Origin of the sequence: Endozoicomonas sp. ALD040 (genome assembly GCF_049275945.1) — a bacterium.
GTDB lineage: Bacteria > Pseudomonadota > Gammaproteobacteria > Pseudomonadales > Endozoicomonadaceae > Endozoicomonas_A.
Genome location: NZ_CP184829.1, coordinates 360,056 through 385,696, shown reverse-complemented (window position 1 = coordinate 385,696; position 25,641 = coordinate 360,056). Strand labels below are relative to the sequence as shown.

Genomic DNA, 25,641 nt, shown 5'->3' with positions numbered 1-25,641 from the left:
GTCTGGTCAAGCAAGAGATTATTTTACAGCAGCTTTCTTTCTCTTTTTGAGCAGTGCTCGCCCCTTGATCCATTTAATAGCCCGGGTATCCATTCCAGGCTTCGCGTACTGCAGAAAAGTATCGGCGGCCTTGATGGAATCTTCAGGTCGATCCGTTTGCAGGTAGGCGTAGCTGAGCATTCGATAAACATCGGGATTTTTGGGCTCAAATCGTCTAACGGCTTCCAACAAAGCGATCGACTTTCGTGGCTGTAGATACTCCATATAATAAGAGGCCTGAGCCAGTAACCACTGTCTTAATGGCCTATTCATGGTTTCTCCTCCCTATTGTTGCTATTAGCCTGCGACCAGAACGTTTCGTGTCATGGTCAGGTATTCCTGCAATTCTTTTGACTCTTTTAATACGGCCAGAGCTGCTTTTGCTTCGGGCCATTCTTCAGCGTGTTTACTTAGAAGGCTCATGGCCATATCCGTCATCATGTGATGTTCATCAGGGGAGAGTGAAGGAGTCTTTTCAGTCAGGCCGAGCGCGTATTTTTTTTCACGATTCTGGTAGTTACGACCCAGTTCAAGGGCTTTCCAGAGCTCGGCTGAAATACCCTTGCCGGAGGGTTTAAAAGAAGACTTGTTTTTCGGAAAATCTTTATCAATGAAATCATTATTGATGAATGAAATCCCCGAAAGACCGTTTTTAAAAGACACGTCCATAATGCACAGCCTCTATTTAGATGAATTGATTATCTTCGTTTTAGCATCGGCTGGATGACAGTAAACCGTAGCACTGGCTCTAAAACTGTGTAAATGATTAGAATTGATGGGTAATCTTGGATACACTGGTCTTATTCTGTTGTGTATTCAAAATAGTTATAAAAAAATAAAATATTAATTGTAAAAAGTTTATTTAGCCGTTAATACCTTTATTACTGGGTTGTTTAGAGGATGGGCATGGAGGCACTCTTCAAATGGGCTCAAAAAATCTAAAGCTCTGGCTGATTTTGTTGCCTGCTCTGGCTTTGTTAAGCCAAATACTTTTTGCTGGCTTGTTGTCGTCCAATTCTCAGGCGGCGGTCTGGTCTTCCGTTTCCCAATCTGACACTACTCGAAGGCATATTGTGCGCCCTGGTGAATCGCTCTTCATCATTGCTCAGAATTATGGTTTTGAGCTCCATGAGCTGGCTGAGTTGAACAATATTAGCAACCCTTCAAATCTGATGGTGGGACAAACCATATACCTTCCAGATAATTCTACCGAATATGTTGAGCCCGGGTTTCTGACAACCCGGCCAGCAGAGCCTCCGGTTCAGGCTCTGGATGCAACTGCGTTTCCTCCGTCAAGATCCAGACCTGATGAAGAGGAATATTTCAGGTTGCAGCAGTGGATGGGTGGTCAGAAACAAACGACAGGTATCGAAAATATCGACTACAACTATGTGCGAAAGGCTCCACAGCCCGAAGTCAGGGTTGGCTTTGATATTCCTCTGGAAGTTGAAGCATCATCCAGGGAACAAGATAGTTCTGAGTCTGCGGTCAAACAGATGAAAAGTATTGAGGCGGCCAGCAAGGCATTATTGGAAGAATTGGAGGAGGACGTAAAAGATTCAGACTCTCCAGCCCTGGCTGTCTTTGGAGACCGTCCTTATTCCTTCTATGGCAGTGGTGAAGATCTGCTTGAGGCATTACAGAACTTTGCTGCCAGTTACTATGTTCCAATCGTTATCTCTGAAGATGTTATAGGAGAAGTGAACGGCAAGATTGGTCCACTGACGCCCGTCGATTTTTTGGATCACATGGCTAATATTTACGGGTTTATCTGGTATTTTGATGGCCACTCACTCTACATTTACAGTGGCAGTTCAGCTGAGCAAAAGATCATCAGCCTAGAATACATGAGTACCCGGGACTTCAAGAAAACACTTAAAAAAGTGGGTGTCTGGGACGGTCGCTTTTTCTGGAAAGAACAGCCAAAAGATGGCCTGATCTATGTATCCGGACCACCAAGATACATTGAAATAGTGGGGCAAACGGCTGAGTTACTCGATGATAAAGAGGGGGAACGGCAGAAGAGTAAACTGACAGTGCGTATGTTCAGACTCAAGTACGCTTGGGCTACCGATAAAAGTTTCAATTTCAGAGGTCAGCAGATTGTTGTTCCCGGAGTAGCTAGCCTGTTAAGAAACATCGTCAGTGGAGGAGGGGTTGCCAGCGTTGAACGTAAGCCTGTTGAACCACTTGCAATGCAGCCCGCAAAGGGTGTTGTTCGCAATGGTGCTCAGAATAAACAGCAGTCCCGGCAGCCCGAAGAAGCATTGAATGCCGGTGCCTATATAGAAGGGGCTTACATTAGTGCAGATCCGAGGCTGAATGCCATTATTGTCCATGATCTGGAGTCCAAGATGGTCATGTATGAAGGCCTTATTGAATCTCTGGACAAACCTTCTTCCCAGGTCGAGGTCAGCGTCTCCATTATTGATGTTAATACAGCCGACATAGAAGCGCTGGGTGTTGACTGGAACAATACCCGTGGAACGAATTCTGAAATTACTTTTGATCCGGGTTCTTCTGCCTATGCTGATGACTTCTCTTCATTTACGACTGTTCTGGGTATGAACATTGGCAGTTTTAATGCTCGACTCAGTCTATTGGAGGATGAAGGTCGAGCCAAAGTTGTTTCCAAACCTTCCATTCTTACACTGGACAATCTGGAGGCAGTCTTCGATAACAGCAGTACCTTTTATGTTCAGGTGGCCAGCCAGGAAGATGCAGAACTGTTCCCCGTTACTTCGGGAACCGTTGTTCAGGTTACCCCCAGAATTGTCAAAGAGGAGATGGGTCGTCGGATCCATATGAGTGTGAATATTCAGGATGGAGGAGATTCCAACGACCAGAACCTTTCCCTGCCCAGGGTCAGTAACAGCTCGATTAGTACACAAGCAATCGTAAACGAAAATGAAAGTTTGCTGATTGGTGGCTTCTATAAAGAAAGTCAGGATCAGAAGACGACTAAAGTTCCGGTACTTGGCGATATACCTGTTCTTGGTCGCTTGTTCCGTGCCGATAAGAAGCAAAACATCAGCCAAATGCGCCTGTTCCTGATAACCCCTCGCATTCTTGGTGCAGGAGCCTGATCTAAGGTCTTCCTGCACCCTTCCTATTTGTGTTGTTGCCCCGTTATGAGTCACCTGTATATTCGTATTTGTCCGAATTGGTAAATGTATTGGTTTTTTTTGTACTATTAAGTTCACTATAGTTTATAAGTATTCGTAAATATTCGTTTTGGGTGTGAGTAAAATGAAACAGGTGCAGACAGGGGATCTCTTTGACATCTACGTGATTGGTGGTGGTATCAATGGTGTAGGCATTGCCGTAGATGCAGCAGGCAGGGGCCTGAAAGTAGGTCTGTGCGAGAAGTCCGATCTGGCCGGTGCCACCTCATCAGCCAGCAGCAAGCTGATTCATGGTGGTCTCAGATATCTGGAGCATTATGAGTTCCGACTGGTCAGGGAAGCGCTGGCAGAGAGAGAAGTTCTGCTTAAAATGGCTCCTCACATTGCTTCTCCCATGCGCTTTTGTCTGCCTCACAGACCGCATCTGAGACCCGCCTGGATGATTCGTGCCGGGCTCTTTCTCTATGACAACCTCAGTGCCAGGTTTTCTCTGAAGGGATCAAAGTCTCTCAGGTTTGGCAAGGATTCTGCACTCAGGGAAGACTTCAGAAAAGGCTTCGAATATTCTGATGCCTGGGTAGATGATGCCCGTCTGGTCGTTCTGAATGCTATGGAGCTTCAGAGAAAAGGTGGGGAAGTTCGAACTCGCACTCAGGCATTGCATGCGGAACGAAAAGATGGCGTCTGGCATATTACTCTTCGTGACGAGATCACTGGAGAAGAGTCTATTGTTCGAAGTCGTGCCCTGCTGAATGCGGCCGGCCCCTGGGTTCAATCTTTCTTTGATGAGGGGCTGAAGCAAAGATCCCCGCGTAAAATTCGTTTGATCAAAGGCAGTCATATCATTGTTCCTCGTATTCACGAAGAGCCACGTGCTTATATTTTGCAGAACGAAGATAACCGGATTGTTTTCGTCATTCCTTATCTGGACCAATATTCATTGGTGGGTACCACCGACGTTGAGTATAAGGGTGATCCTGCTGATGTATGCTGCTCTGAAGATGAAAAACGTTATCTTTGTGATATCGTGAACAAACACTTTAAACAACAGATCTCACTGAATGACGTTGTTTGGGATTACTCTGGAGTGCGGCCACTCTGTGAAGATGAATCAGACTCTCCCCAGGCGATTACCCGTGACTACACCATGGAGCTGGAAGATCAGGACGGCAAGGCGCCGTTGCTTTCTATCTTTGGCGGTAAACTCACGACCTATCGTAAGCTGGCTGAAGCGGCTATTGGCAAACTTAAGCCTTATTTCCCTGTTATGGGTGAAAGCTGGACCAAAGCCTGTCAGCTGCCGGGCAGTGAAGGGTTCAAGAGTGTTCAGGACTGTACCGAAGAGCTTTGCAATGCTTACCCCTGGCTGCCTCCAGAGATCGCTTCCCGCTTCAGTAGAACTTATGGAAGCCTGAGTCGTCGTTTGATGGGAGAGAGTCGTTCATTGGACGATTTGGGAGAGTATTTCGGTGCCGGTCTCTATGCCGCTGAGGTTGATTATCTGATTGAGCATGAGTGGGCTTACCAGGTTGAAGATATCATCTGGCGTCGAAGCAAGCTGGGCATTGAGCTGGATAAAACCGGCAAGACCAAACTGGAAGCCTATCTTACAAAAAGGTTACCTGAACTGATTCCGGATCGATTTATCGATAACGGCTCATTACTGAAGAAAGTGGTATAAAGTCGTGTAAAGGTGGAGACATCAGCCACCTTTCTTACACAAAAGGGGTCTATCCTCATGTGCTCTTGTGGCCAAAGGAGCGTGAAGCACTGGAAGGGATAGGGTGTTCACTGCTTCAGAAGCCTCTGGCCGACCCTTTCCAAACTGAGGTGCATGGCCGGGAAGGAATGCGCAGAGCACTGGACATACTGGTAGCGAACCATCTGAATTATTGAGGTCATTAGTTTGATGGTGGTTACCGCTTGCCCGTTGCCATAACCCAAAGAGTTTTGAGCAGGATGCTAACGTCCATCTTTAGCCAGTCAGCAGGGTTGCTCAAAGACAGCGCATAGGCATGGTCATAAGCGACTCTGTTTCTCAGATCATAGAGGGTTTCGTCGCAACTCAGGTTTACCTGAGCCAGTCCGGTCATTCCGGGGATAACATCATAGGTTCTTTCGGTATAAAAGGGGATGTTGTCTTCCAGCTTATGGCAGATTCCAAGGCGCTCAGGTTTGGGACCGACGATGGACATATCGCCCATGAGAACATTCCAGAGTTGAGGTAATTTATCCAGACGGGTCCTGCGAAGAAAAAGACCTGCTTTTGTGACTCGGAGTTCATTCTTCGTCGTCCGGACAGGGTCACCTTGGGCTTCTTTATCGACGCTCATGGTTCTGAACCGGTTCATCAGAAAGAGGCAGACATAGTTTTTGCTCTGATAGCCAATACGCATCTGACGATAAAAAACCGGACCAGGACTGTCCAGTTTGATCATTAAAGCAATGAAGGGGTAAAGAGGCAGTGTAAAAATAATGCCGATCACTGCTAAGACCAAATCCATTGCTCTTTTACCGAGAGTGGTAAGCGGGTGAATATAGGTGACTCCTTTCATGGTTCGACTCCCTTTTAGCTTCGGCTTTCATTTCATACATCGTAAATCGAGGAGTCCGGATAAACGTGCACAATCACAGAAAAGGTCTTTTCTCTTCGGGCATTAAATAGTGCATCGAGATTGACTGCTTTGACGGGCTTGTCACAGTAAGTCACGGTCAGGTCGGCAATTTTAAGTCCCAGGTCCTGTGCGACTCTTACAGTGCTCTTGCCATTATGGGTGGTTTCCAGAAAGTCTTTGCGAAAGCTTTCGGTGCTGTAATCCTGATGATGATGGCGCAAAACATCGAGAGTCACATTATTGACAATTTTGCAGCGTTCAATGGCTGTTGGCAGTTCCAGAAGCCAGCGTTTGTCCAGAAAAGTCCATTCAAGCTGGTACGTAATCACGTTACTCATGAAAAAATCTCTGGCGACATTAGTTCCACGTTTGAAATTGCTCATGAATTTCCAATGCGTCCGGGTAAACTCATTACTGAAGTGATAATCCCAATCTGCTATACCATAGATTGACCCGCAACCACCGGTTTCGGTCTCTCCCTTTCGGCCCACTTTCGTTTCGGTCCGTTCGTGCATGATGGCAAATTGAGCGGCATAATCAGCCTTCAAAGTCTCTAACCTATTTCGGATTTGCCGGTCCCGACGAATCTTCTTCTTATATTCACCCAGGGTCTGAACGCCAGTTTTTAGTGCGTTCTCAATCATCCGCTCCCTTATCGACTGATCTAACTCCGGGGGCATTAGCGTTCCGAGCTGTTGTTCAAGCATCTGATGCAGTTCCAGCCGTTGGCATTCATCATGCTCGGCCAACCGGACAATCCGCCCATCTGCCGTCATGCCAAGTGCATTCAGTGACTCATCGCCAGGGTTGTCGGTCAGGTAGCGCTCAATGGCACGAGTGGTTTCTTCAGTGCTTGTCGACGTCGGGTTCATTGGGGAATGTCCTTTTCCTGGAGCTAGCAGATTTGTTTTTCCAGTTTCTTAAAAATTCAGCAAATTCCTGATCCGCAAGGGGTTTGCTGTAAAAGTACCCCTGGCCTTCTGTGCAACCTGACTTGATAAGGTGTGTTTCCTGCTCTTTGTTTTCAACACCTTCGGCGATGACTTTAATGCCAAAGCTGCGACCCAGTTGAATAATGGCTTCAACGATAACGGTGTTTTCCTTATTTCCTGGTAGCCCTTCGACAAAGGATTTATCTATTTTCAATTTATCGAATGGAAACTGTTTCAGGTAACTTAATGAGGAGTAGCCTGTGCCGAAATCATCCATTGCAAGGGTAATGCCCGTTGCCTTGATGTTATTGAGCTGTTCAGAGGAAAGCTCAATATCTTCCATTATGGAGGTCTCAGTCACTTCAATTTCCAGCAACTGGGGGGGAATCTGATATTTTTTTAACAGGTATTTGATGCGATCAACGATATTTTTGTCTCTTAGCTGAATGGCAGAAAGGTTCACGGCGATTCTCAGATCATGGAACTCTGTTTTATGCCATTCATGGAGCTGTTGGCATGCCGATTCAAGCACCCAGTCACCTATAGGAATAATTTCCAGATTATCTTCTGCCATAGGGATAAACATTTCCGGTGAAATAAGTCCCTTCTCAGGATGTTTCCAACGAAGTAAAGCCTCTGCACCCACCATCCGGGAAGTTTTGAAATCAATCTGTGGTTGATACACCAGACTGAGTTCATGATGCTTCAGAGCTTCATGAAGATCCCTTTCAAGTTTCTTGCGCTGCCGGATCTCGGTATCAACGGAGGCAATATAAAATTGGTAGCGGTTCTGATTTCTGGACTTGGCCATAATCATGGCGAATTCAGCCTGCTGCAAGAGATTATCCACTTGCTGACCATCGTCAGGAAATAACGTGATACCAACAGTTCCGTTAATGGTTATCTTTTCATCATTCACTGTAATGGGGGTTGCCAGCTGTTTCAGAAGTGCCTGAGCCGTTTCAGCTGCTGTATACGGTTGGGCGATTTTAGAAAGAATGATTGCAAACTGATCCTCTCCAAGCTTACCGATGAAGCCTCTATTACCAATATGGTTTCTCAGACGATCTGCAATTTTGACCAGTGTATGCTCTGCCGCATTGAAATTGAAATGGGCATTTAGTGATTTGAAATCATCAAGGCCGAGACAGAGAATGGCAATATTGTTATCAGAGCTCCCGGGTTTATTGATCATGCTCTGCAAGTGCTTCTGCAAGGTTCTTCTGTTTGGCAGGCGGGTTAAATAGTCATACTGAGACAGTCTCATGATCTGAGCCTCAGCTTTCTGTCTCAGGTTCAGGTTTCGTTCTATTGATTCCAGTAGCTGATTGCCTGTTCTAACCCAAAGACCGAGCTCATTGTTCTGATGGCCATTTGGGATGCGCAGTTTATGAGAGCCGGGAGCGTCCGGGTTAATCTGAGACAGGTTTCTGATCAAACGGTTCAGAGGTTTAGTAAGAATCAATGAATAGATCAGGTAGAGCAAGAATGCCATTGCAATAGCTCTGAAAATACCGCTGACCATTACTATCACTGAGCGCTGAATGAACTCCTGGCCATGGTGAGCCGTATCAATGGCCAAAAAGAGCTCGCCGTAATGTTCATGAACGGGTTCTTTTTTGTACAGAGGAATACGATAAATTCGAACAGGTTCAAATAGATAGTCTGAAAAATAGCGATACCCTGATTTGGAAAGGTCACGCTTTATAACAGCAAGTTCAGGTTCATTGGGTATTTTGATCGCCGCGATGTGAACTGCCTGATGCTCCATTAACCCGAAAAGAATCTCTTCGCCCATTGTGGGTTCCATTCTGTGGGCGGCCTGAATGGAGGGTTCCCTGATCATAGACAGCATTTGCCAGGCTTCCGAGTCAATGCTTTTGCTGGACTGGCGGGCATCAAAGAAAATCTGAACACAGCTGATCGAAATACCCAGCACACAGGCTGCCATTAGAACAGCTTTTAGCAATTTGGCAGATAAGCGTTGCTTAGCATCAATGCTTGTGCTGGTTTCCATATTCTTTGACTTTTTTGACGCCATCCATAGAACGTTTTCAACGACAGACTTCAACGAGGTTGGCTATGTATTAAAAAAAGAGGAAAGCAACTAGTGAGCAAACAAATGTTGGCTTAAGAGTTTTTTATTTCCTTGTGAAATTAACTATAGGAAGTTGAGAGCAGTTTACTAATACAAAATTGTAATCCTTAAACACAATTTTAATTAGCTTTTTATCAGGTAAAATAATTGTCGGAAGGTTTTTTATTTGTTTTTTCTTTAAAAAAACGATGGCAAGTTGGCAAAAGAGTATTTTGATTGGGAAGTGTTATTTTGAGCTTGTTTTGTTATTGCCAAAGGATATAGATGTGTTCATCTTTTAGGCTACGGCTTGTCTATTATGAGAATAGAACTTGTAAAAAATGTCTGGTTCTTCGCTGTTGAAAGTCAGGAGTAAAGTTAAGGAGTAGGAAGTAATGGATTACTCAATCTCGCACGCTCAGTCATATGATGTCATCTCACTGAAAGGTCAATTTAATGCTGAAACCGTTAATGGTTTAAGATCTCAACTCGATCACCTGATCAAAGATTGCTCAGGTGATTTGATTATAGACATGAGTTCTGTTGAAAAGTTTGATTCTTCTGGTATTGGTGTATTGGTCTTTCTTTATAAGCGTTTAAAAATTGAAAAAAGAAAGCTTACCTTGGTAGGTGTAAATGCTAAGACGGACGAGCTTCTGAGCATGTTACAAATTAATAAAACGATCAGGCAATTTAGTGATTTAGACGATTACTTGTCCAATCTCTAAGGAATTTTAGGACGTCGTTATCCTTTATCGATACATTTTTATTATCTGATCTATGACACCTTCTGACTTTAACTTTTGAAGAATCCTGTTGATCTTTATTCCGTGCTTTTCAGCAGACTTACTGAACATGAATGTCACAGGAACACAGTCGAATGTTTTCCCTGTCACAAACAAACCCGCGAACCGGGTTTTAATGAGGTGGCGTGCTACCATTTCGTCCATCAGTGCTGCATCATTTCGGCCTTTCTCCAGAAGCTTCAGAGCGTGCACTTCATCCCTGGAGTTGTGGCGAATCACTTCTCCGGATTGGAAGTAAGGTTCAAAAGTCTTAAAGGTATAGTTCTGCACCACCCCAAGTCGCTTTCCCTGAAGGTCGCCAGGTTGGTTTACTTCCAGTTTACTGCCTTGTAACTGCACAATGATTTCACAGTGCTCTGCAAAAGGTTCGGTAAAGTAAACTTTCCCGGAAACGCCTTCTCGCCACTGGGGGGAGCTCCAGGCTTGCAGATCCAGGCTGCCATTGCCTACCTTGTAAATGATACGGTTGAAAGGGTAGTACTCTTCCGTGAAGTCAAAGTCGCTCCGCTCGCTGATGGCTTCAAGGGTTTTCTGCACAATGCCTTTTCTTCCATCTTTCCATGAAAGAGGAGGGTAATCTGTCGGATACATCCCTGTTGAAATAGTGATCCTGTTTTGATCGGCCAGAGCGAGAGTGCTGGGTAGAAGCAGGCAGAAAGCCAAAAAATGTATGCCTGTCTTTTTTTTGTTGATAATCAGTCGCATTTCAGGTCTGGTTCTATGTCGGAGGTGTATTACCAATATCGATCGTTGGGCCCAGGTACTTGGGGCCAGTGTTTAACCAGTGAACTTCCAGGACGGCCAGAACTCTTGCAAGGATCTCTCTGGCCTTATTGCTCAGGTCACTATCGGCCCCGTCACCAGCGTTAAAAGCAATAGCATTAATTTCTTTATTCTGGGCGATATAGAGTGCCCGTTTATTGTGATAGGTCTGGGAAATTATGGTGAACGTATCAAGCCCGAAGACAAACTTTGCCCTGATAATGGAGTCCAGGGTTCGAAAACCTGCATAATCCCTGTAGATCCTTTCGGCAGGAATGCCCATTTTCAAAAGGTCCTTTCGGATGGTGCTCGGCTCATCATAATAAGGTGTTCCATTGTCGCCGCTGATCAAAATATAATCGATCTTGTCCCGGGTGTAGAGAAGATAGGCAGTCTTGAGCCTGAGAGCATAATGGTTGTTAAACCCGCCTTCACGAGAGTACTTACTGGTGCCGAGCAGAACACCGACTTTATTGTATGGAATGCTTTCTACATTGTTATAAAGCCGCGAGCTGGTTTTGGTATTGACCAGCCAGTTGGCGATAGCGATCAGGGAAATGAGTCCTATCACAGCTCCAGCAAACAAGCCAGTAACAACCTTTAGGCGGGTCGGCCTGCCCTGCATTCGGAAGTCTCCGTAAAATAAGGAATTCAGAGACAGTTAACCATAATCATCCTGCTGGTTAAAGTGTATCGGACTCTGATCGTCTCATATCCTCCAAAATAGTCTCGATTTCGATGGCAATAGACAATGAAGGCTGATCGGGTATACCCAGCGACTCCAGTGAGGGAACCTGGTTATCGCTGGCAATGGCAGACTGAAACTTTTTGACCACTTCTTCCGGAGTAGAAGCCAGAAAGGCTGCCTTTTCGCGGATCAGAAAGTTGTCTGTTCCTGGTTCAGCAATGTAAATAACAGGTTTTCCCTTATAGCGTGCCATCGTTCCAATAGAGGATTTATGGACCATAACAGCAACAGACATTTTTGTGAGAGCAGCGGTAGAATGGCGATTATTTTCCACTAATCGAACATTCCCGGTACCTCTTTCCTTAATCCAGCATCGCTCGACCTCACCACTGGTCTTAGGGTGATGGGTGACCAGAAAGGTCACGGACGGCAGCTTTCGGGTGGCTTCAATAAAGATTCTGAAATACTCTTCATAGGTGTCGTCATAACCCCCGGCGAATACCGCAACAGGCTCATTGGGACCAATGTTTAGTTCAAGGCGGACAGATCGGTTATCCGTTTGTCGGTAAATATCATCCCAAGCCTCAAGCGCCGGTTGCCCAATTACTACGTAGAGGGGATTGGGGCAAAATACAAGATCTTTGAAGCTTACTGCGGTTGCAGAAGTGGGAATATGGAATTCATCAAGCGTTCGAATTGTTTCCAGAAATGCCTGCACATATTCCTTGTTGGTAATGGGATCAAAATTATCATAGAAAGCCAGAGTGAAGCTGCCACCTTGCTTCATATGATTGAGAATCTGGGCCTGTACAGCACTGGCCATTCCGGAATAAACGATCTTAGGCCTAATACGTTTCGATAACTCAATGAGAGCGCTTTTGGGCCAGACTGTTTCCCGATTGTTCCTGAGCTGCTCTGGATCAGGTACAGAAATGGTAAGGTTGAGCGGGTGATTCCGGAAGATTTCTGCGGCCCTGCCAATCGATAAAATGCGGTAGTTAATACCTCGCTTCTTCAGGGCTTTTTCAAGCTGTTTAAAAGCATTACTTTCCCCTTGATCATAAGCGACCAAAAGAAGATCAATGTTTTCTGTTGCCAGTGCATTGGAGCTGAAAATGTTTATAAAGAAACAAACAAACAGCGCACAAAGAGAGTCTGCATAGTTTTTCATTCTGTCTCCGTTAGAATCCCCGTTACTGGTTTTATCTGCTTTTGAAACAGGGAGGCTAACAGTCTGGTACAGAATTCCGTTTAAGGAAAGGTCAGCAGCTGGTTGCTTTTTGGCCTTTCAGGGAATTATTTTCGCATCAGGAATACACCCATTTCGCGATGATGGGTATAAGGGAACTGATCAAAAAGGGCTATACGTTGCACACTATGAGTTAGGGTGATCTTTTCCAGATTCTTCTTCAGTGTGTCAGGGTTACAAGAAATGTAGACAATATTGTCGAACTTTTGAACCAGGGCTTCAGTGCCTTCATCAAGGCCAGCCCTGGGAGGATCTACCAGGATGGTGGATACGTCATAGCTGTCCAGATCAATGTCTTGCAAGCGTCTGAACAATCTCTCACGATTCATTGCCTGAGTGAACTCTTCGCTGGATAAACGGGCTATCTGAACATTCTCGATGGCATTAAGCTCAAAGTTGTCATGAGCAGAGTTCACTGATGTTTTGGATATCTCTGTTGCCAAAACTTTGTCAAAGTGATTGGCCAGGACACAAGTGAAATTGCCGTTTCCGCAATAAAGCTCGAGCAGATCCCCTTTCAGACCACTACAGACATCACTGGCCCAGCCAAGCATATGCTCATTAACTCCGGCGTTGGGTTGAGTGAAACTATTCTCGACCTGAGTGTATTGGTAGTTTTTACCCAACACATTAAGGGTTTCGACAACGTAATCCCGATCCAGGACTATTTTCTGCTTTCTGGCACGACCGATGATGCGAATATTGTGAGAAAACTGTAATTTCTCCGCCGAAGCCCTCCACTCATCATTCAGCGGTTTGTGGTAAAGCATACTGATCAGAGCCTCACCGGTCTGGGTTGTCAGAAATTCCAGCTGGAAAAGCCTTTTTCGCAGGACCTCCTGCTGCTCGATGTCTCTCATCAGCGGCATCATTAATTCATTGATACGCTTTGTGCCTGCAGGAAACTGGTCGACGTTGAAAGGCTGTCTGGTCTCAGGGTCAAACATTCGGTAGTAGCTGCGTTCTTGCTCATGCCAGATGCGAAACTCTGCCCGCATTCTGTAATGCTGAGGCCGGGATCTGAAAACTTCCAGTTCAGGAACATCAAAAGTCTTAAATTCTTCTCGGGTAAGGCTTACCTTCTCGCTCAGCTGGGCTTCGTACTTTTCAGGCTCTACTACGGCTAATGACATGATGCTCTTCGATAAATAAAAACGGCCCATATTATGGGCCGCTTTCGAAGAGATGAAAACTGGTTTTCAGTTCATTAATTGAATATCACCAGCTTAACGGTGAACAGCAGAGATAGAACAATCAGTGCACTATTAAGGTCTTTTGCACGACCACTCAGGAGTTTGATGGCGGTATAGGAGATAAAACCAAAGGCAATACCGGTTGTGATCGAGTAACTCAGAGGCATGGAAACAGCTGCAATAACCACTGGAGCAGCTTCTGTCAGATCGTCCCAGTCAATCTGGAACATACTGTGAGTCATCAAAACGGCTATGAAGATCAGAGCAGGGGCGGTTGCATAGGCAGGCACTACGGCTGCCAGTGGCGACAGGAACAGGCATCCCAGGAACAGTATGCCAACAACCACAGCGGTCAGGCCTGTGCGACCACCCACTGAAATCCCGGCGGTACTTTCAACATAACTGGTAGTGGTTGAAGTACCCAGTCCAGCCCCTGCCATACTGGCCATGGAATCTGCCATCAGAGCTCTGCCCAGGCGAGGGAATTTACCATCTTTGTCCAGCAGGTCGCCTTTTTGCGCTACGGCAACCAATGTGCCTGAGGTATCAAAGAGGTCAACAAACAGGAAAGAGAAAATAATGCTGATCATGCCGACTTCCAATGCTCCGGCAATATCCAGTTGCAGAAATGTCGGGGCGACGCTGGGAGGCATGGAAAACACACCATTCATCTCTACTTTGCCGACTACAAGGCTGATGACGGTGATGGCCAGAATGCCAATCATGACTGAGCCGGTGACATTGCGGTAGTAAAGAGCCACAATCAGGGCGAAGCCAATGGATGCCATAATGGCGCTCCAGGAATTCATATCTCCCAGTGTTACCAGTGTGGCCGGGTCGCCAACGATAATGCCGGCATTCTGCAGAGCAATAAAGCCCAGGAAGAGCCCAATACCCGCAGCAATACCACCTCGCAAAGAGAGAGGAATGCTGTTGATAATCCACTCACGAATCTTGAAGACACTCAATGCGAAAAAGCAGACACCTGAAAGAAAAACCGCCCCCAGTGCTACCTGCCAGCTATAACCCATTTGACCTACAACGGTGAAGGCGAAGAAGGCATTGAGACCCATACCAGGAGCAAGAGCAATAGGGTAATTAGCATAAAAGCCCATGATCATACAGCCGATAGCAGCAGCCAGACAGGTAGCAACAAAAACGGCCCCCTGATCCATACCGGTGGTGGCCAGCATGCTTGGGTTTACAAAAATAATGTAAGCCATGGTCAGGAATGTAGTAATGCCTGCCAGCACTTCTGTCTTAACATCGGTGTGATGTTCTTTCAGTTTGAATAGCCGTTCTAACATGCTGAGGTTTCACTCGGGAGTAAAAACCCCCGATGATAACGATTTTTACGGTCGGTTAGAATATGGGAGTGGTATCGTTATTTTTTCGATAAATCACGGTTTATGGTGGAGATTTCTTAGGTTGATCTTTGTGGGTAAAGTGCTGTCTTGTGCTCGTTTTCTTTTATACCCCCATATCTGGTAGTCTGGATTTTTTGTGAGCAAATAATGCCCACTTTGCTGGAAGGCCCGTGACTGACGGGGTTAGTTCAGGATGATGTGAGCAATTAACAGGGTTATCCACAGAAGTTGTGGTTAAATTGATAGTGCCTGCCCTGAATATCGGATATTCGATATGGCGCAAATTTGACCAGTCTTGTCACTATATTTTGAAGTGTTTCAGGTATTTTTACGGGCGAGTTTGCAGAAACCGTATTGAATTCTCTGCTGCCGTTTCAAAAATGACAACCGAGTCGACCCCAATAGAGTCGACTCTGGTAGCGATCAGGCTACTGCTGCCAGCTTCCCTGTTTGCATTTCCTGAATTCTGGCATTGAGTTTTGCCAGGGTTTCGGCCATTTTTCTTCTTTCGTTCTCCTGACTTTCAGCACTGCGTTGTGCGCGTTGTTTTCTGTGGCGTTCAATAGCCTCACGTATGCGAAGCTCTTTCGGGCAGATGGGGTCAGCAGCAACGACCTCTGTTTCAACAATGGCTGCTGGCTCTGGCTCAGTGGTTTCTGGCGGTTGAGAGCTTTCTTCAACTGCAGGTTCAGACTGAACATCCAGTTGACTCAGGGCGTCGCTGTCACCGGCCAGGCAGGCGTCGGCAGCGGCAGTAATCGCAGCCAGCTGGGCTGTGATGTCATCGCTCATTTCAATGCTGCTCAACTGAACCATCGCATTGGCCCTGGAGCCCGCAGACTGGGTTGGTTCAGGCTTTGGCTTTTCTTTTTCGGACTGGACAACCTTGATCCCGGTTGAGTCTGGAGTCGGGCTGGGTAAAGCTGGCGCAGACACAGGCTCAGCAGCTGAGTGTTCAGCGGCCTGAGCAGGCGCAGTCGAACCGGCTTCTGACTGTTGAGCAGAGTCATCATTCGCTTTATTGCCAGCATTGCCGGATTTCATGGCAAGGCTTGGAGGTGTATTGGAATCACCTTCATTGATTTCTGCAAAAATGGAGGCCAGCTCTTTTTCAATGTTGGACTTGCGCTGGCGCCGCTTCTTTTTGGGCAGGATTTTTACCGTGCTGGTCTTATAGCCTCTGAGGCTATGGGCACCAAAGAAATCGATCGCGTCCTGCTCGAGCTCAGCCAGTTCCTCACGGGACTCGGCCCTATCCCACTCCTCCACGGTAAATGCGTCTTCGCCGTGGATGCGGATTTCTCTGTAAAGCGGGTAGTCCATATCCTGGTGTGCAGCTGCCACCATTTTTTCCCACTGGCTTTCAAGGTCATTGCGAGTGGAGCCTACAAAAATTTGTTTTGTTACTTTATTAGTGACGGTGAAGATAATCAACGCTGGATGACCTTTCTACTGACGGTGACAGGCGCGCAATTATACCTGCCGATTTCCTTCTGTGTAGTGGGGATTGTGCGCTATTCAAAAACTGTTTTAAGGGATACCGGGCTGAGGTGGCATTGTAATGGTAAGAAAAGTAGGAAAATCCCGAAGCTCAGAGGGTTACTACACTTTTTTATCGGGCTGCAAAAGCGGCTGTTTTGTGGCTCTGACCGGCAGTTAGCATTTTGACAAAGAAGGGTAATCAGCTAATGTCAAAATAATTAATAAATAGAGTGGCGACAGAGATGGCAGGTAAGTGGAACTACAAAAATGGACTGGTAGTTGTTCCTGTTTCATTATGGGGATTTTTGTTCTTCGGAGCTTTTACTCTTTTATCTGTTTTCTTCGTTTTTTTTCCGCTCCTGTCCGGGGCAGATGTCTCAGACGATCATCGGCCGGTTGCACATTTTGCCAATCAATTCTTCCTCCAGAAAGAGGGCGCTTCCTATTGCCTGGGGCTGGATGTTGAAGGGGATGAGTCTACTACCTGTGTGCATCAGAACCCTGAGCAGAAAAGGCTCTGTTATCCCGGAAACCGGGCAGTGATCAAACCCTGCGACGACAATAGCCCATTCCAGAAATGGTATTATGATTTCCAGAGAAAAACGATCCATTATCAGGGCTTTGCTGCCAGTATCTGTCTATCCAGAATGATAGACACTCTGGCAATGTTGCCCTGTATAGAATCGACCAGCGCCCAGATCTGGCTATTTGATGAGCAAGGCAGATTGTCGAACGCAACTGATCGACAACAGGAGAACGGATATATCGCGCTGCTTGATAAGAGTGAGGATCCTGCACCTTTGCTTTATCGGTATCTTGAGACGGACATGGGAGAGCGGCGCTGCTATCAGAATCTGCATACCGGACAGACCGTCTGTGAGTTTGAGCGGGAACCTCTAAATGACCAGGGGCCCGAATCCGGTGAAGAGAAAGAGGTGTCTGGGCAAGAAACGAAACCTGAAAAGCCCCTTCCACCTGAAGAGATAATGCCGCCGGAAGAAGCGCAACCTGAGGAAGAAAAAGTCCCACCTGTTTTGAGCTGGGAAGAGCGGCCTGAGAGAGCTTTCTGGGTCTCTGAGCGTTTGACAGAAGATATCCTGCTGGTGAATCAGAACCTGAGGCTTTGCCTTGGTGTTAGCGCCGCAGAAAGCTGTTTGTCCGAATCTCCTGACATGAGTAGCTGCTATTCATCGACATCCATTGAACTGGGTACTTGCGATAGCCAGAACAGCCAGGTTTGGCGCCATGACTTGTTAACCAAGCGAATCTTTAATCGTGCTGCAGGTTACCGATATTGCCTGACCTGGCTGCCGGGAAGCTTTTCACTATTACCCTGCTTTCCCGGAGGAAGTCCGTCTCAAAAGTGGTATTTTGCCCGTGGCAAGACTCCTGCATCCCCGGAAAGAGGGCGTCTGAGAACTATGTTGAACGGGGGCCTTGATCCTTATTCATACACTGAGGCATTGACGTTGCCCATCACAGTGAACGAACAGAAGAAAAAGAAACCAAAAGAGCTAAAAGTCTACTTCGAGTGGCTACTTGGCAGATGTGGCAGACATCCTGTCACTGGCGTTTGGCTGGATGACTGTCCGGTCACTCCCTGACGCTGAGATCCAGAGCCATAACAATAGCATCCTCGGCCTTATGGTCTTTGTTTGCCGGGTAGTAGTTTTTACGGCGGCCAATTTCACTGAAACCAGATTTAAGATAGAGGTTGAAGGCTTTTTTGTTGGATTCGCGCACTTCAAGAAACAGGGTTTCTGCCAATTTGGCTGAAGCATCGATGAGTTGATTCAGCATGGCAGTGCCATAGCCTCTGCCCTGCTCACTGCGAGAGACGGTCAGAATCAGCAGGCTGGCTTCTCTTGCAGCCAGCATGACGACTCCCTGGGCAACAATTCTACCCTGGTGTTCGGCTACCATGCAGAGATAACCCGAGTCGATACTGTTCATGTAGTGCTTTTGATTCCATGGATGAGGTCCGGCTTCCTGCTCGATAGCCGCCAGTTCCGGAAGATCCTGGTGAGTCATTGTTCTGAATGACAGCATATAAGTTTTCTTTATCGTGATAACTGAGGAATATCGGGCGTCTGGCATCAGCACAGGCTGCTAAGCGTAATCGATTTTCTGCTCATGAGGCGGTTATGAAGGGGTCAGCTCCCTGATTATCGGTGAAATATCCTGCCAGACTTCTGACTTCAGGGCTGGAAGTTTCATCAACTCATTAAGACCGTGAGTGACAATGAAGTATTGATTGGAGTGAAGGCCCGTCTGCAAACCTCTCAGGTCGTTGAACTGTCGGCTTGGATCTATCACAAAACGGGCTGCTGCCTGACCGAAGAGCAGAACTACTTTTCGTCTGGCCAGGCCAAACTGGTTACTGAGGTAGGCGCAAACTGCGTCGGCAGCAGCGGAGTCGTCCTGGCTCAGGTGCTCCATCAGGCCAGCATTGCCCAGTGGCCAGACGAACTCACTGAAAGGCAGAGTTTCAGACCCTGCAGGCAGTTGAATAGCGCGAAGAATATCGCTGAGTAATCGAAGGTGAAAGCGTGAAAATTGATTCAGTCCGGAGTGAGGCATTTCGGCGACTACCAGACAGTGTTCGTTGGCGGCCAGAGTGACCAGCCTGAACTTGCTGATTTCTATTGGCCGGGGTTCAGAAATAATGTTCTGTTCTACAGAGGTTGCTGGCTCCGGATCCTGTTTCGTTTCAACACGACTGGATATGCCCAGCAAATCTTTTGCCGAAGAAGCACCTGTGGCAACTTCAGAAAGTGGAGCTGAAGATGGGTGGGAAGAAACAGTTAATTGTCCGGGCTTATACGCTTCTACCGGCTCTTCCTCTGGAAAGTCAAACGCCCTGGGGGGCAATGCATTAGGCAGGATTTGGCTGGGAAACCAGGTCTGGATACCCATGGCATCGAGGTAGTGCTGCCGAGTTTGCTCGCTGATCCTGCCTTGCATGACTGTTAGAGGTTCCCTGTCTGTGGGTTGGTTTTTGGATGGTCAGCATTCAGCAGGTTCAAAGCATTGATGTAGGCTTTGGCAGAAGCGACCACAATATCGGTGTCTGCTCCGGAGCCATTGACAATGCGACCCTGCTTCTCCAGACGTACGCTGACGTCGCCCTGTGAATCAGTACCGCTGGTAATCGCGCTAACATTATACAATGCCAGACGGGCACCGGAATTAGCAATACTTTCTATGGCCTTGAAGACCGCATCAACAGGACCGTCTCCTGCACTGCGTACTTCAATCTCATCAGAGTCTACTGCAATAACCAGACGTGCTTCTGGTGTTTTACCGGTACTGGAGCCCGCTTCCAGCTCAAGCAGACGGTATTTCTCTTCTTCATTAGCGGAGCGAACATCACTGACCAGTGCCTGCAAGTCGTCATCGAAAATTTCAGATTTCTTGTCAGCCAGCACCTTGAAGCGGTTAAAGGCTTCGGTCAGTTCGTTACGATCAGCAAAAGTAATACCCAGCTCTTCCATCCGGGACTGAAAGGCGCTGCGGCCGGATAATTTACCGAGGGTCAGACGGTTAGTGTTCCAGCCAACGTCTTCAGCCTTCATGATTTCGTAGGTTTCGCGGTTTTTCAGAATGCCATCCTGGTGAATACCGGATTCGTGAGCAAAAGCATTAGCACCGACAATGGCCTTGTTGGGCTGAACCGGGAAGCCGGTGATACCGGAGACCAGACGGGACGTAGGAACGATATGCTGAGTGTTGATGCCCGTTTCGACCTTGAGTTCGTCCTGGCGGGTACGTATAGCCATAACGATTTCTTCAAGAGAGGCATTACCCGCCCTCTCTCCAAGGCCGTTGATGGTGCATTCAATCTGACGAGCACCGTTAACCACGGCTGACAGGGAGTTGGCTACTGCGAGCCCAAGGTCGTTGTGGCAATGAACCGAGAAGATGGCTTTGTCTGAATTGGGAACACGCTCAATCAGCTGGGCAATCACGTTGCCGAATTGGTGAGGCAGGGCGTAGCCAACCGTGTCCGGAATGTTAATGGTGTGGGCACCGGCATCGATAACGGCTTCAATGATACGGCACATAAAGTCGATGTCAGATCGTCCAGCGTCTTCCAGAGAGAACTCAACATCGTCAATGAGGTTGCGGGCCAGCTTAACCGAAGCCACTGCCTGTTCCAGCACCTGCTCAGGCGTCATACAAAGTTTGTGTTTCATGTGCAGCGCAGAGGTTGCAATAAAGGTATGAATACGACCTTGAGCAGCTGGTTGCACAGCTTGTGCTGCTGCTTCAATATCTTTGGGCAATGCCCTGGAAAGACTGCAGACAGTGCTGTCTTTAATGGTTTCAGCGATGCTTTTGACCGCTTCAAAATCGCCTGGGCTGGCAATGGCGAAGCCTGCCTCAATGACGTCCACCTTGAGTATTTCCAGAGATTTGGCAATCCGGACCTTCTCATCCCCGGTCATAGCAGCGCCGGGACTCTGTTCACCGTCTCTCAGGGTGGTGTCGAAAATAATAACCTGATCGTTGCTCATGGTTGCTGCTCCCGCTGTTCTTTTATCAGTTCAATGTTTTTTGACGCGCTTTTTGTGCAAAAGGTTCTATTTGTGCAAAAGGATTTTTGAAAGTGCCGACATAGAAGATGCTGCTTGCAACAGGCGGCATTTTCTGCACTTGTCAGTCGGAATTCGTACAAATGTAATCATTTTTCTGACTTTGGGGTCAGAGGGCCAGACGGCCGGGGTCGAAGGTGAAATTAAATAGTCTGCTCAAGGCAGTAGGAGTAGCAGGCGGGAAGGACGAAAGATGGACTTGGGAGTGAGCACCACAGGCTCACGGGCAGCTGTTACCTGCGCATTGGTGTCGTTATCAGAGTCCCGGAAGATTTCGGGCTGTTGCTTATCGTTCGCTATAGGCATTGTAATCACGCTCAGCGTTCTGAAATCAGCGTAAGATTGTTTAATGGATTATGTGGAATGCACTATATCCTCTATAAGTCGCTTTGCCAAGCCGGTTGATCCGGTTTTCGAGACTGGATAGGATTTGTGTCGACCCTATTTTCTTTCGCCAAGGGCGCCCCGCCCATCACAGGATAGCCGGACTCATGAAAAAAATGTCACTTATTTTATTGGCCGCTCTCGCCCTGGCCGGCTGTGCCCTGAGCCCTCAGGAAGTGGATGTAACCCCCAGAATTGCTGTGGAAAAGCCAATTAAACCATTGCAGGGAACGGTCAGTGTGACCGTCTATGATGAGCGCTTGTCCCGCTCTCTTGGTCATCGTGGAGGGGTTTATTCAAATACCAACGCCATTACGACCAATGACCGCCTGACTCTGGCTATTCGCTCGGCAGTGGAGCTGGGTCTGAGAGAGATGGGGCTGACAGTTACTGAATCTGAAGATGTATCCCAGTTCCAGGTTTATCTTGATGATCTGGAGTACAAGGTACCAGAGGGCAGTTACATCACCCAGGTGGACCTGAAGGCAAAAGTCCGGGTCAGGGTTGTAAAAGGCGATCAGCGTTTCGAGGGGGTCTACTCCAGCGAAATCAGTGAGCGTGTACCCAAGGCACCCTCTGATGAAAAGAACGAAGAGCTGATCGATAAAGTGCTCAGTGATGTGCTGAGCAGAGCCTTGGCAGACCCAAGGTTGAGAGGTTTTCTGAAACAGGCCTGAGTCTTTATCATTTAATCCTGTCGATCGAACACCAGGTAGCCTGAAATCTGATGTTCTCACAGGCAGAAAAAACGCCTTGAGGAGCAGTCCCTTAGGGAATTTTTCCCTGTAATCATTGTCCAACCATGAAGAGGTTTTTCAATCGGGCGCTATTGCAGCCTGAATGGCAACATTTTTGCGAATAACAATGATCTTCGTAGAGTCCATGGGCTTTACGATAATCTGTTTAAATGGAGAACAGATTATGTATACATTTGGTTCTGATAACGGCGCTGGCCAAACAGCGCCCCCGCTCCGTCAAGAAACTGCTGCCACTGACCAGCCGCCCAGCTATGAGAGCACGGTGCAAGCCATTAATGCAGAACAGGCACAGTTTCATTCTCGCATGGTAGCCCTTCAAGAGCAGACTGTCAGGCTGATCACAACTCAGTCGGAGGAGCACCAGTGTCGGCCAGAGCTATTTGCCAGACAACTGGCTAACTTTTTGATAGAGCGTTTTGGTTTGACAGATACGCGACTTTCACCAGCTGCCAGTGTTACCAGTAGCGCTGATAGCACCCTTCAAAACCCTACCGAACCGGATCTATGGGACTGGGATGCCTGGCAAGCAGAGCTGTATAGCCTCCCTTACTACAATCGCAATGACGAGGAAATATATTTAGTTGAAAAGGAAGAAATTCTGGGGGATGTTGAAATCAAACTCGATGTTTATTTACGTAAACCGGAGCTGTTAAATCACTTTAAACTTCTACCTTCAGTCAAAAAGAGTGTTGGCGCCTGGAATCTTTCAGTTATGAATAGTTTTTTGCAAATGAAAAATGTGATCCGTGATAAATGCTTACCACTGACACCTATCATTAAGGACTGCATCAGTAGTGGCCTGTTTCCGAGAGCATTCATTGATAAATTGCACAAAATAGCAATCCCGGGCAGCGCCAGTTAGCAAAATCGTCGTAAACCCTCGCCCAATCGAGGGTGTCGCAAAAGGTCAATTAAAACGCTTCAAGCTTCAAACCGTCATCTCCGCGAAGGCGGAGATCCACTGTTCGTGGTGGGTTCCCGCCTGCGCGGGAACGACGATCTTGATATATCCTGCTGACCATACCCTTTTGCGACACTCTCAATCGGGCGGGGATATAAGACGGGAACGCAGAGCGTTCCGCTTGCGTGTTTGTACGTAGCTGGCTATATTCTCTATCGGTCTGTCCCTATGCAGGGACTCACGGTGACGAAAACCAAGCACTGTTAAAAAAAAATCCGTAGCAGAGTTAACTGCTTGTTGGGCTAGAAGACTTTCGAAAGTCGTTATTGCAACGCATCGACTGGAACCGTATAGATACTCAACAAATCAAACAAAAGACCAACAAAATAACCGAGGGGCACCCGGTTACTGCTGATGGAGGCTTCTGTGTAAGTCCAGTCGCTATAGGCTGGCTGTAGCCCGTGAAGTCAGAAGCCTCGCCTGACAAGGCGGGGAGTGTCACCAAAGCAGAAAAACTCTCATGCATCTGTCGGCAAACGCCAAAGTCATTGGCTACCCAAGGCTGTTTTCTGGATTTTTTGGGTACACAGGCTACTCTGATCAGTCCAAATGAAATGATCACTTGTTGTGGGGCTGACTTAGTGCACAATTTATTTTTTGTCATAGCGATGTTTTTTTTATCAACTGAAGTAAAAACGAAAGAAATAAACAAAGCAGAGGGTTGCTACAGTGTTTTTGCTGTTCAATTGATAAGTGCATTGGCTGAAGCTCCACTGTCTTTAGCTTTTTATACCAGTCCGTCAGAATACGTGCACAAAATAAAGCTTACCGCATCTAAGGGTGTTGTTTATGAACAAGATATTGGAATTAATGATTTAGAATCCATCAGGAGATATATTACCCGAGATAGACATGGTGCGATTGTATATGCGGCCAATGCACCTGAAAAATTTATGGGTTGTTTACGGCCAGAGCCTGTTGAATTAAAGAGCATAATTGACGAATTCGATATGAGTGAAGGCCTTTATCTTTTTCGAGGTGGTCTCCTTAGTTGTATTTCGCTGGCTGCATCATTAAGTGAACGTGTGTCGGTCTATAACGAGTTTGGAGCTGATCATCTAAAATCAAATGAAAATGAGTTTATTATCATCTCTCTGGCTGCAATGTTACTTTATCAGGGAACAAAAAACAGACTGTTTTATATTTTTTCAGACAGTAATGCTCTGGCATCTTTCCTATCCGTTACTGTTAGATATTATGGGAATCAGAGTAAACAATTAGACATAAGCGATATCTCAAAAATGGTGATATTAGCTATGCCTGTTATTGTTGGAAGCTCATATGCAGGAATCAAGCATAATAACTATGTTCTAAAAACAATAATTCTTCTAACGCCGGTAATCATTGATCGCATTCTCAGTTGGCCAGTTCTATTGTATAACATATGGCAAAAGCCAGATGCCGCGCAGTAGGCGCAGGCACCTGAGAAAGCGTGTCGGGCTCATCCCGTGATCAATTATGGAGCGGTTTCTCTAGCCATTGACTGACCAGCTTCGTCCAGGCAGGGTGGCTGTTCAGGCAGGGAATGAGTTCCAGGGATACACCGCCAGCTGCAATAAAGTCCTCTTTCGCTTCCATGCCAATCTCTTCAAGGGTTTCCAGACAGTCAGCCACGAATGCCGGGCAGATGACCAGAACCTTTTTGATGCCCTGTTCTGCCAGTGATTTAATGGTACTGCTGGTGGCCGGTTCCAACCATTTGTCCCGCCCCAGTTTTGATTGGAAGGCGACGGAGTATTTGTCCACCGGGATGTCGGCTTTCTCGACAAAGCAGGCGGTGGTTCTGTAAACCTGATGTCGATAGCAGGTAAGGTGAGCAGGTGATGCTTTCTGACAACAGTCCTCGGATTTCAGGCAGTGGGAACCTGTGCAGTCATCCTTACGGATGTGTCTTTCCGGAACACCGTGATAACTGAACACAATGTGATCATAATCTTTTTCCAGATACTCTTTTGCACTTTCTACCAGTGCCTCAATGTAGGCATCGTGATTATAAAACACGGGGTGAACTTTCAATGTCACCGGCAGTTTGTAGTCTTTGATGATTTCTTCAGCTTTCTCTACCACTGTCTTGACGGTTGACATGGCGTAGTGAGGGTAGAGAGGGAACAGCAGAACTTCCTTGATCTCCGGCTTGCTTGCCAGTCTGACCAGAGCGCTCTCCATGTCTGGCCTGCCATAACGCATGGCTAACTCTACTGGCATGGAAGTGAGCTTCTGGACTTCTTCATGAAGGTCTTTACTGTTGCTGATTAGAGGTGAGCCCTTCTCAGTCCAGACAGAGGCGTAGGCTCTGGCGGATTGAGCCGGTCTTTTGGGCAGGACAAACAGACTGACAATCATGCGTCTTACGAGCCAGGGCATATCGATGACATTAGCATCCATCAGAAATTCATTCAGATAGTGTCGTACATCTTGTTCATGCGGACTATCGGGCGAACCCAGATTAACCAGCAATGCTCCGGTATTTTCCATCCCTACTTCCTGCCTACCTTGTGAAATCTTTGATTGTCAGATGCGAAAAATATCCTCTATCGCACACGACTGTTTAAGGGTTTACTGCTTCAGCTAAGAGCAGAGGAGTATAACCAAACGTAAGCATAGGGGA

General features: G+C 47.0%; 24 protein-coding genes. 8 read left to right on the top strand and 16 right to left on the bottom strand.

The features are described from left to right. Positions 1–18: 18 nt before the first annotated feature. Positions 19–312: a hypothetical protein gene (locus ACOJUN_RS01195; protein ID WP_317145497.1), complete on the bottom strand. Its 294-nt coding sequence runs from the start codon at positions 310–312 to the stop codon at positions 19–21. A 24-nt stretch (positions 313–336) separates the two neighbouring features. Beyond that, positions 337–708: a hypothetical protein gene (locus ACOJUN_RS01190; RefSeq protein WP_422134860.1), complete on the bottom strand. Its 372-nt coding sequence runs from the start codon at positions 706–708 to the stop codon at positions 337–339. A 254-nt stretch (positions 709–962) separates the two neighbouring features. Between ACOJUN_RS01190 and sctC the strand changes: the two genes are divergently transcribed. The 3 genes from sctC to ACOJUN_RS01175 all read left to right on the top strand — a co-directional run bounded on the left by sctC (position 963) and on the right by ACOJUN_RS01175 (position 5,060). Beyond that, entirely contained in the window at positions 963–3,125 is a 2,163-nt protein-coding gene (gene sctC, locus ACOJUN_RS01185; RefSeq protein WP_422134859.1) for a type III secretion system outer membrane ring subunit SctC, read from the top strand. A 163-nt stretch (positions 3,126–3,288) separates the two neighbouring features. Further along, the gene (gene glpD, locus ACOJUN_RS01180; RefSeq protein WP_422134858.1) at positions 3,289–4,845 is read left to right on the top strand and encodes a glycerol-3-phosphate dehydrogenase; all 1,557 of its coding nucleotides are present in this window, start codon (positions 3,289–3,291) and stop codon (positions 4,843–4,845) included. Positions 4,846–4,904: 59 nt separating this feature from the next. Continuing rightward, positions 4,905–5,060 carry a hypothetical protein gene (locus ACOJUN_RS01175; RefSeq protein ID WP_422134857.1) on the top strand — a complete coding sequence of 52 codons (156 nt, stop codon included), beginning with the start codon at positions 4,905–4,907 and terminating at the stop codon, positions 5,058–5,060. A gap of 20 nt (positions 5,061–5,080) precedes the next feature. Here the strand turns inward: ACOJUN_RS01175 and ACOJUN_RS01170 are convergent, their stop codons facing one another. Genes ACOJUN_RS01170 through ACOJUN_RS01160 form a run of 3 tightly spaced genes read right to left on the bottom strand, consistent with a single transcriptional unit; the run spans position 5,081 to position 8,728 of the window. Beyond that, positions 5,081–5,719: a sugar transferase gene (locus tag ACOJUN_RS01170; protein ID WP_422134856.1), complete on the bottom strand. Its 639-nt coding sequence runs from the start codon at positions 5,717–5,719 to the stop codon at positions 5,081–5,083. Between the two features lie 32 nt (positions 5,720–5,751). Next, positions 5,752–6,651: a hypothetical protein gene (locus ACOJUN_RS01165; protein ID WP_422134855.1), complete on the bottom strand. Its 900-nt coding sequence runs from the start codon at positions 6,649–6,651 to the stop codon at positions 5,752–5,754. Next, a complete protein-coding gene (locus ACOJUN_RS01160; RefSeq protein ID WP_422134854.1) occupies positions 6,626–8,728 on the bottom strand; it encodes a putative bifunctional diguanylate cyclase/phosphodiesterase in 2,103 nt (700 codons plus the stop codon). The genes ACOJUN_RS01165 and ACOJUN_RS01160 overlap by 26 nt, the downstream gene beginning before the upstream one ends. 455 nt (positions 8,729–9,183) lie before the next feature. On the opposite strand from ACOJUN_RS01160, the gene ACOJUN_RS01155 reads away from it, so the two are divergent. Then, a complete protein-coding gene (locus ACOJUN_RS01155) occupies positions 9,184–9,516 on the top strand; it encodes an STAS domain-containing protein (protein WP_422134853.1) in 333 nt (110 codons plus the stop codon). A gap of 24 nt (positions 9,517–9,540) precedes the next feature. Here the strand turns inward: ACOJUN_RS01155 and ACOJUN_RS01150 are convergent, their stop codons facing one another. The 6 genes from ACOJUN_RS01150 to ACOJUN_RS01125 all read right to left on the bottom strand — a co-directional run bounded on the left by ACOJUN_RS01150 (position 9,541) and on the right by ACOJUN_RS01125 (position 16,287). Then, positions 9,541–10,299: a substrate-binding periplasmic protein gene (locus tag ACOJUN_RS01150; protein ID WP_422134852.1), complete on the bottom strand. Its 759-nt coding sequence runs from the start codon at positions 10,297–10,299 to the stop codon at positions 9,541–9,543. Between the two features lie 13 nt (positions 10,300–10,312). Further along, a complete protein-coding gene (locus ACOJUN_RS01145; protein WP_422134851.1) occupies positions 10,313–10,981 on the bottom strand; it encodes a SanA/YdcF family protein in 669 nt (222 codons plus the stop codon). A gap of 58 nt (positions 10,982–11,039) precedes the next feature. Beyond that, positions 11,040–12,215, bottom strand: a complete 1,176-nt coding sequence (locus ACOJUN_RS01140; protein ID WP_422134850.1) for a hypothetical protein — start codon at positions 12,213–12,215, stop codon at positions 11,040–11,042. Between the two features lie 125 nt (positions 12,216–12,340). Beyond that, complete coding sequence (gene trmA / locus ACOJUN_RS01135; protein ID WP_422134849.1) at positions 12,341–13,426, bottom strand: tRNA (uridine(54)-C5)-methyltransferase TrmA; 1,086 nt, start codon at positions 13,424–13,426, stop codon at positions 12,341–12,343. A 74-nt stretch (positions 13,427–13,500) separates the two neighbouring features. Then, complete coding sequence (locus tag ACOJUN_RS01130; RefSeq protein ID WP_422134848.1) at positions 13,501–14,793, bottom strand: NCS2 family permease; 1,293 nt, start codon at positions 14,791–14,793, stop codon at positions 13,501–13,503. 483 nt (positions 14,794–15,276) lie between these two features. Next, positions 15,277–16,287 (bottom strand): hypothetical protein, encoded by a 1,011-nt coding sequence (locus tag ACOJUN_RS01125; protein ID WP_422134847.1) that lies wholly within the window; start codon positions 16,285–16,287, stop codon positions 15,277–15,279. 290 nt (positions 16,288–16,577) lie between these two features. Between ACOJUN_RS01125 and ACOJUN_RS01120 the strand changes: the two genes are divergently transcribed. After that, positions 16,578–17,939, top strand: coding sequence for an RICIN domain-containing protein (locus ACOJUN_RS01120; RefSeq protein WP_422134846.1), 1,362 nt, complete (start codon positions 16,578–16,580; stop codon positions 17,937–17,939). On the opposite strand, the gene rimI is transcribed toward ACOJUN_RS01120, so the two are convergent. The 4 genes from rimI to ACOJUN_RS01100 form a co-directional block, all read right to left on the bottom strand. After that, a complete protein-coding gene (gene rimI / locus ACOJUN_RS01115) occupies positions 17,929–18,384 on the bottom strand; it encodes a ribosomal protein S18-alanine N-acetyltransferase (RefSeq protein WP_422134845.1) in 456 nt (151 codons plus the stop codon). The two genes, ACOJUN_RS01120 and rimI, sit on opposite strands and share 11 nt — an antisense overlap. 93 nt (positions 18,385–18,477) lie before the next feature. Continuing rightward, positions 18,478–19,299 carry a hypothetical protein gene (locus tag ACOJUN_RS01110; protein WP_422134844.1) on the bottom strand — a complete coding sequence of 274 codons (822 nt, stop codon included), beginning with the start codon at positions 19,297–19,299 and terminating at the stop codon, positions 18,478–18,480. Positions 19,300–19,304: 5 nt separating this feature from the next. Beyond that, a complete protein-coding gene (locus tag ACOJUN_RS01105; protein WP_422134843.1) occupies positions 19,305–20,852 on the bottom strand; it encodes a 2-isopropylmalate synthase in 1,548 nt (515 codons plus the stop codon). 234 nt (positions 20,853–21,086) lie between these two features. Then, the gene (locus ACOJUN_RS01100; RefSeq protein WP_422134842.1) at positions 21,087–21,236 is read right to left on the bottom strand and encodes a hypothetical protein; all 150 of its coding nucleotides are present in this window, start codon (positions 21,234–21,236) and stop codon (positions 21,087–21,089) included. A 185-nt stretch (positions 21,237–21,421) separates the two neighbouring features. Between ACOJUN_RS01100 and ACOJUN_RS01095 the strand changes: the two genes are divergently transcribed. The 3 genes from ACOJUN_RS01095 (at position 21,422) to ACOJUN_RS01085 (ending at position 24,445) form a co-directional block, all read left to right on the top strand. Further along, a complete protein-coding gene (locus ACOJUN_RS01095; RefSeq protein ID WP_422134841.1) occupies positions 21,422–21,991 on the top strand; it encodes a YajG family lipoprotein in 570 nt (189 codons plus the stop codon). A 244-nt stretch (positions 21,992–22,235) separates the two neighbouring features. Continuing rightward, positions 22,236–22,934: a hypothetical protein gene (locus ACOJUN_RS01090; RefSeq protein WP_422134840.1), complete on the top strand. Its 699-nt coding sequence runs from the start codon at positions 22,236–22,238 to the stop codon at positions 22,932–22,934. Positions 22,935–23,434: 500 nt separating this feature from the next. Further along, on the top strand, positions 23,435–24,445 hold the full coding sequence (locus ACOJUN_RS01085; protein WP_422134839.1) for a hypothetical protein: 1,011 nt from the start codon (positions 23,435–23,437) through the stop codon (positions 24,443–24,445). A 40-nt stretch (positions 24,446–24,485) separates the two neighbouring features. Here ACOJUN_RS01085 and hemH read toward each other — a convergent pair whose 3' ends face one another. Beyond that, a complete protein-coding gene (gene hemH / locus ACOJUN_RS01080) occupies positions 24,486–25,508 on the bottom strand; it encodes a ferrochelatase (RefSeq protein ID WP_422134838.1) in 1,023 nt (340 codons plus the stop codon). Positions 25,509–25,641 lie beyond the last annotated feature (133 nt).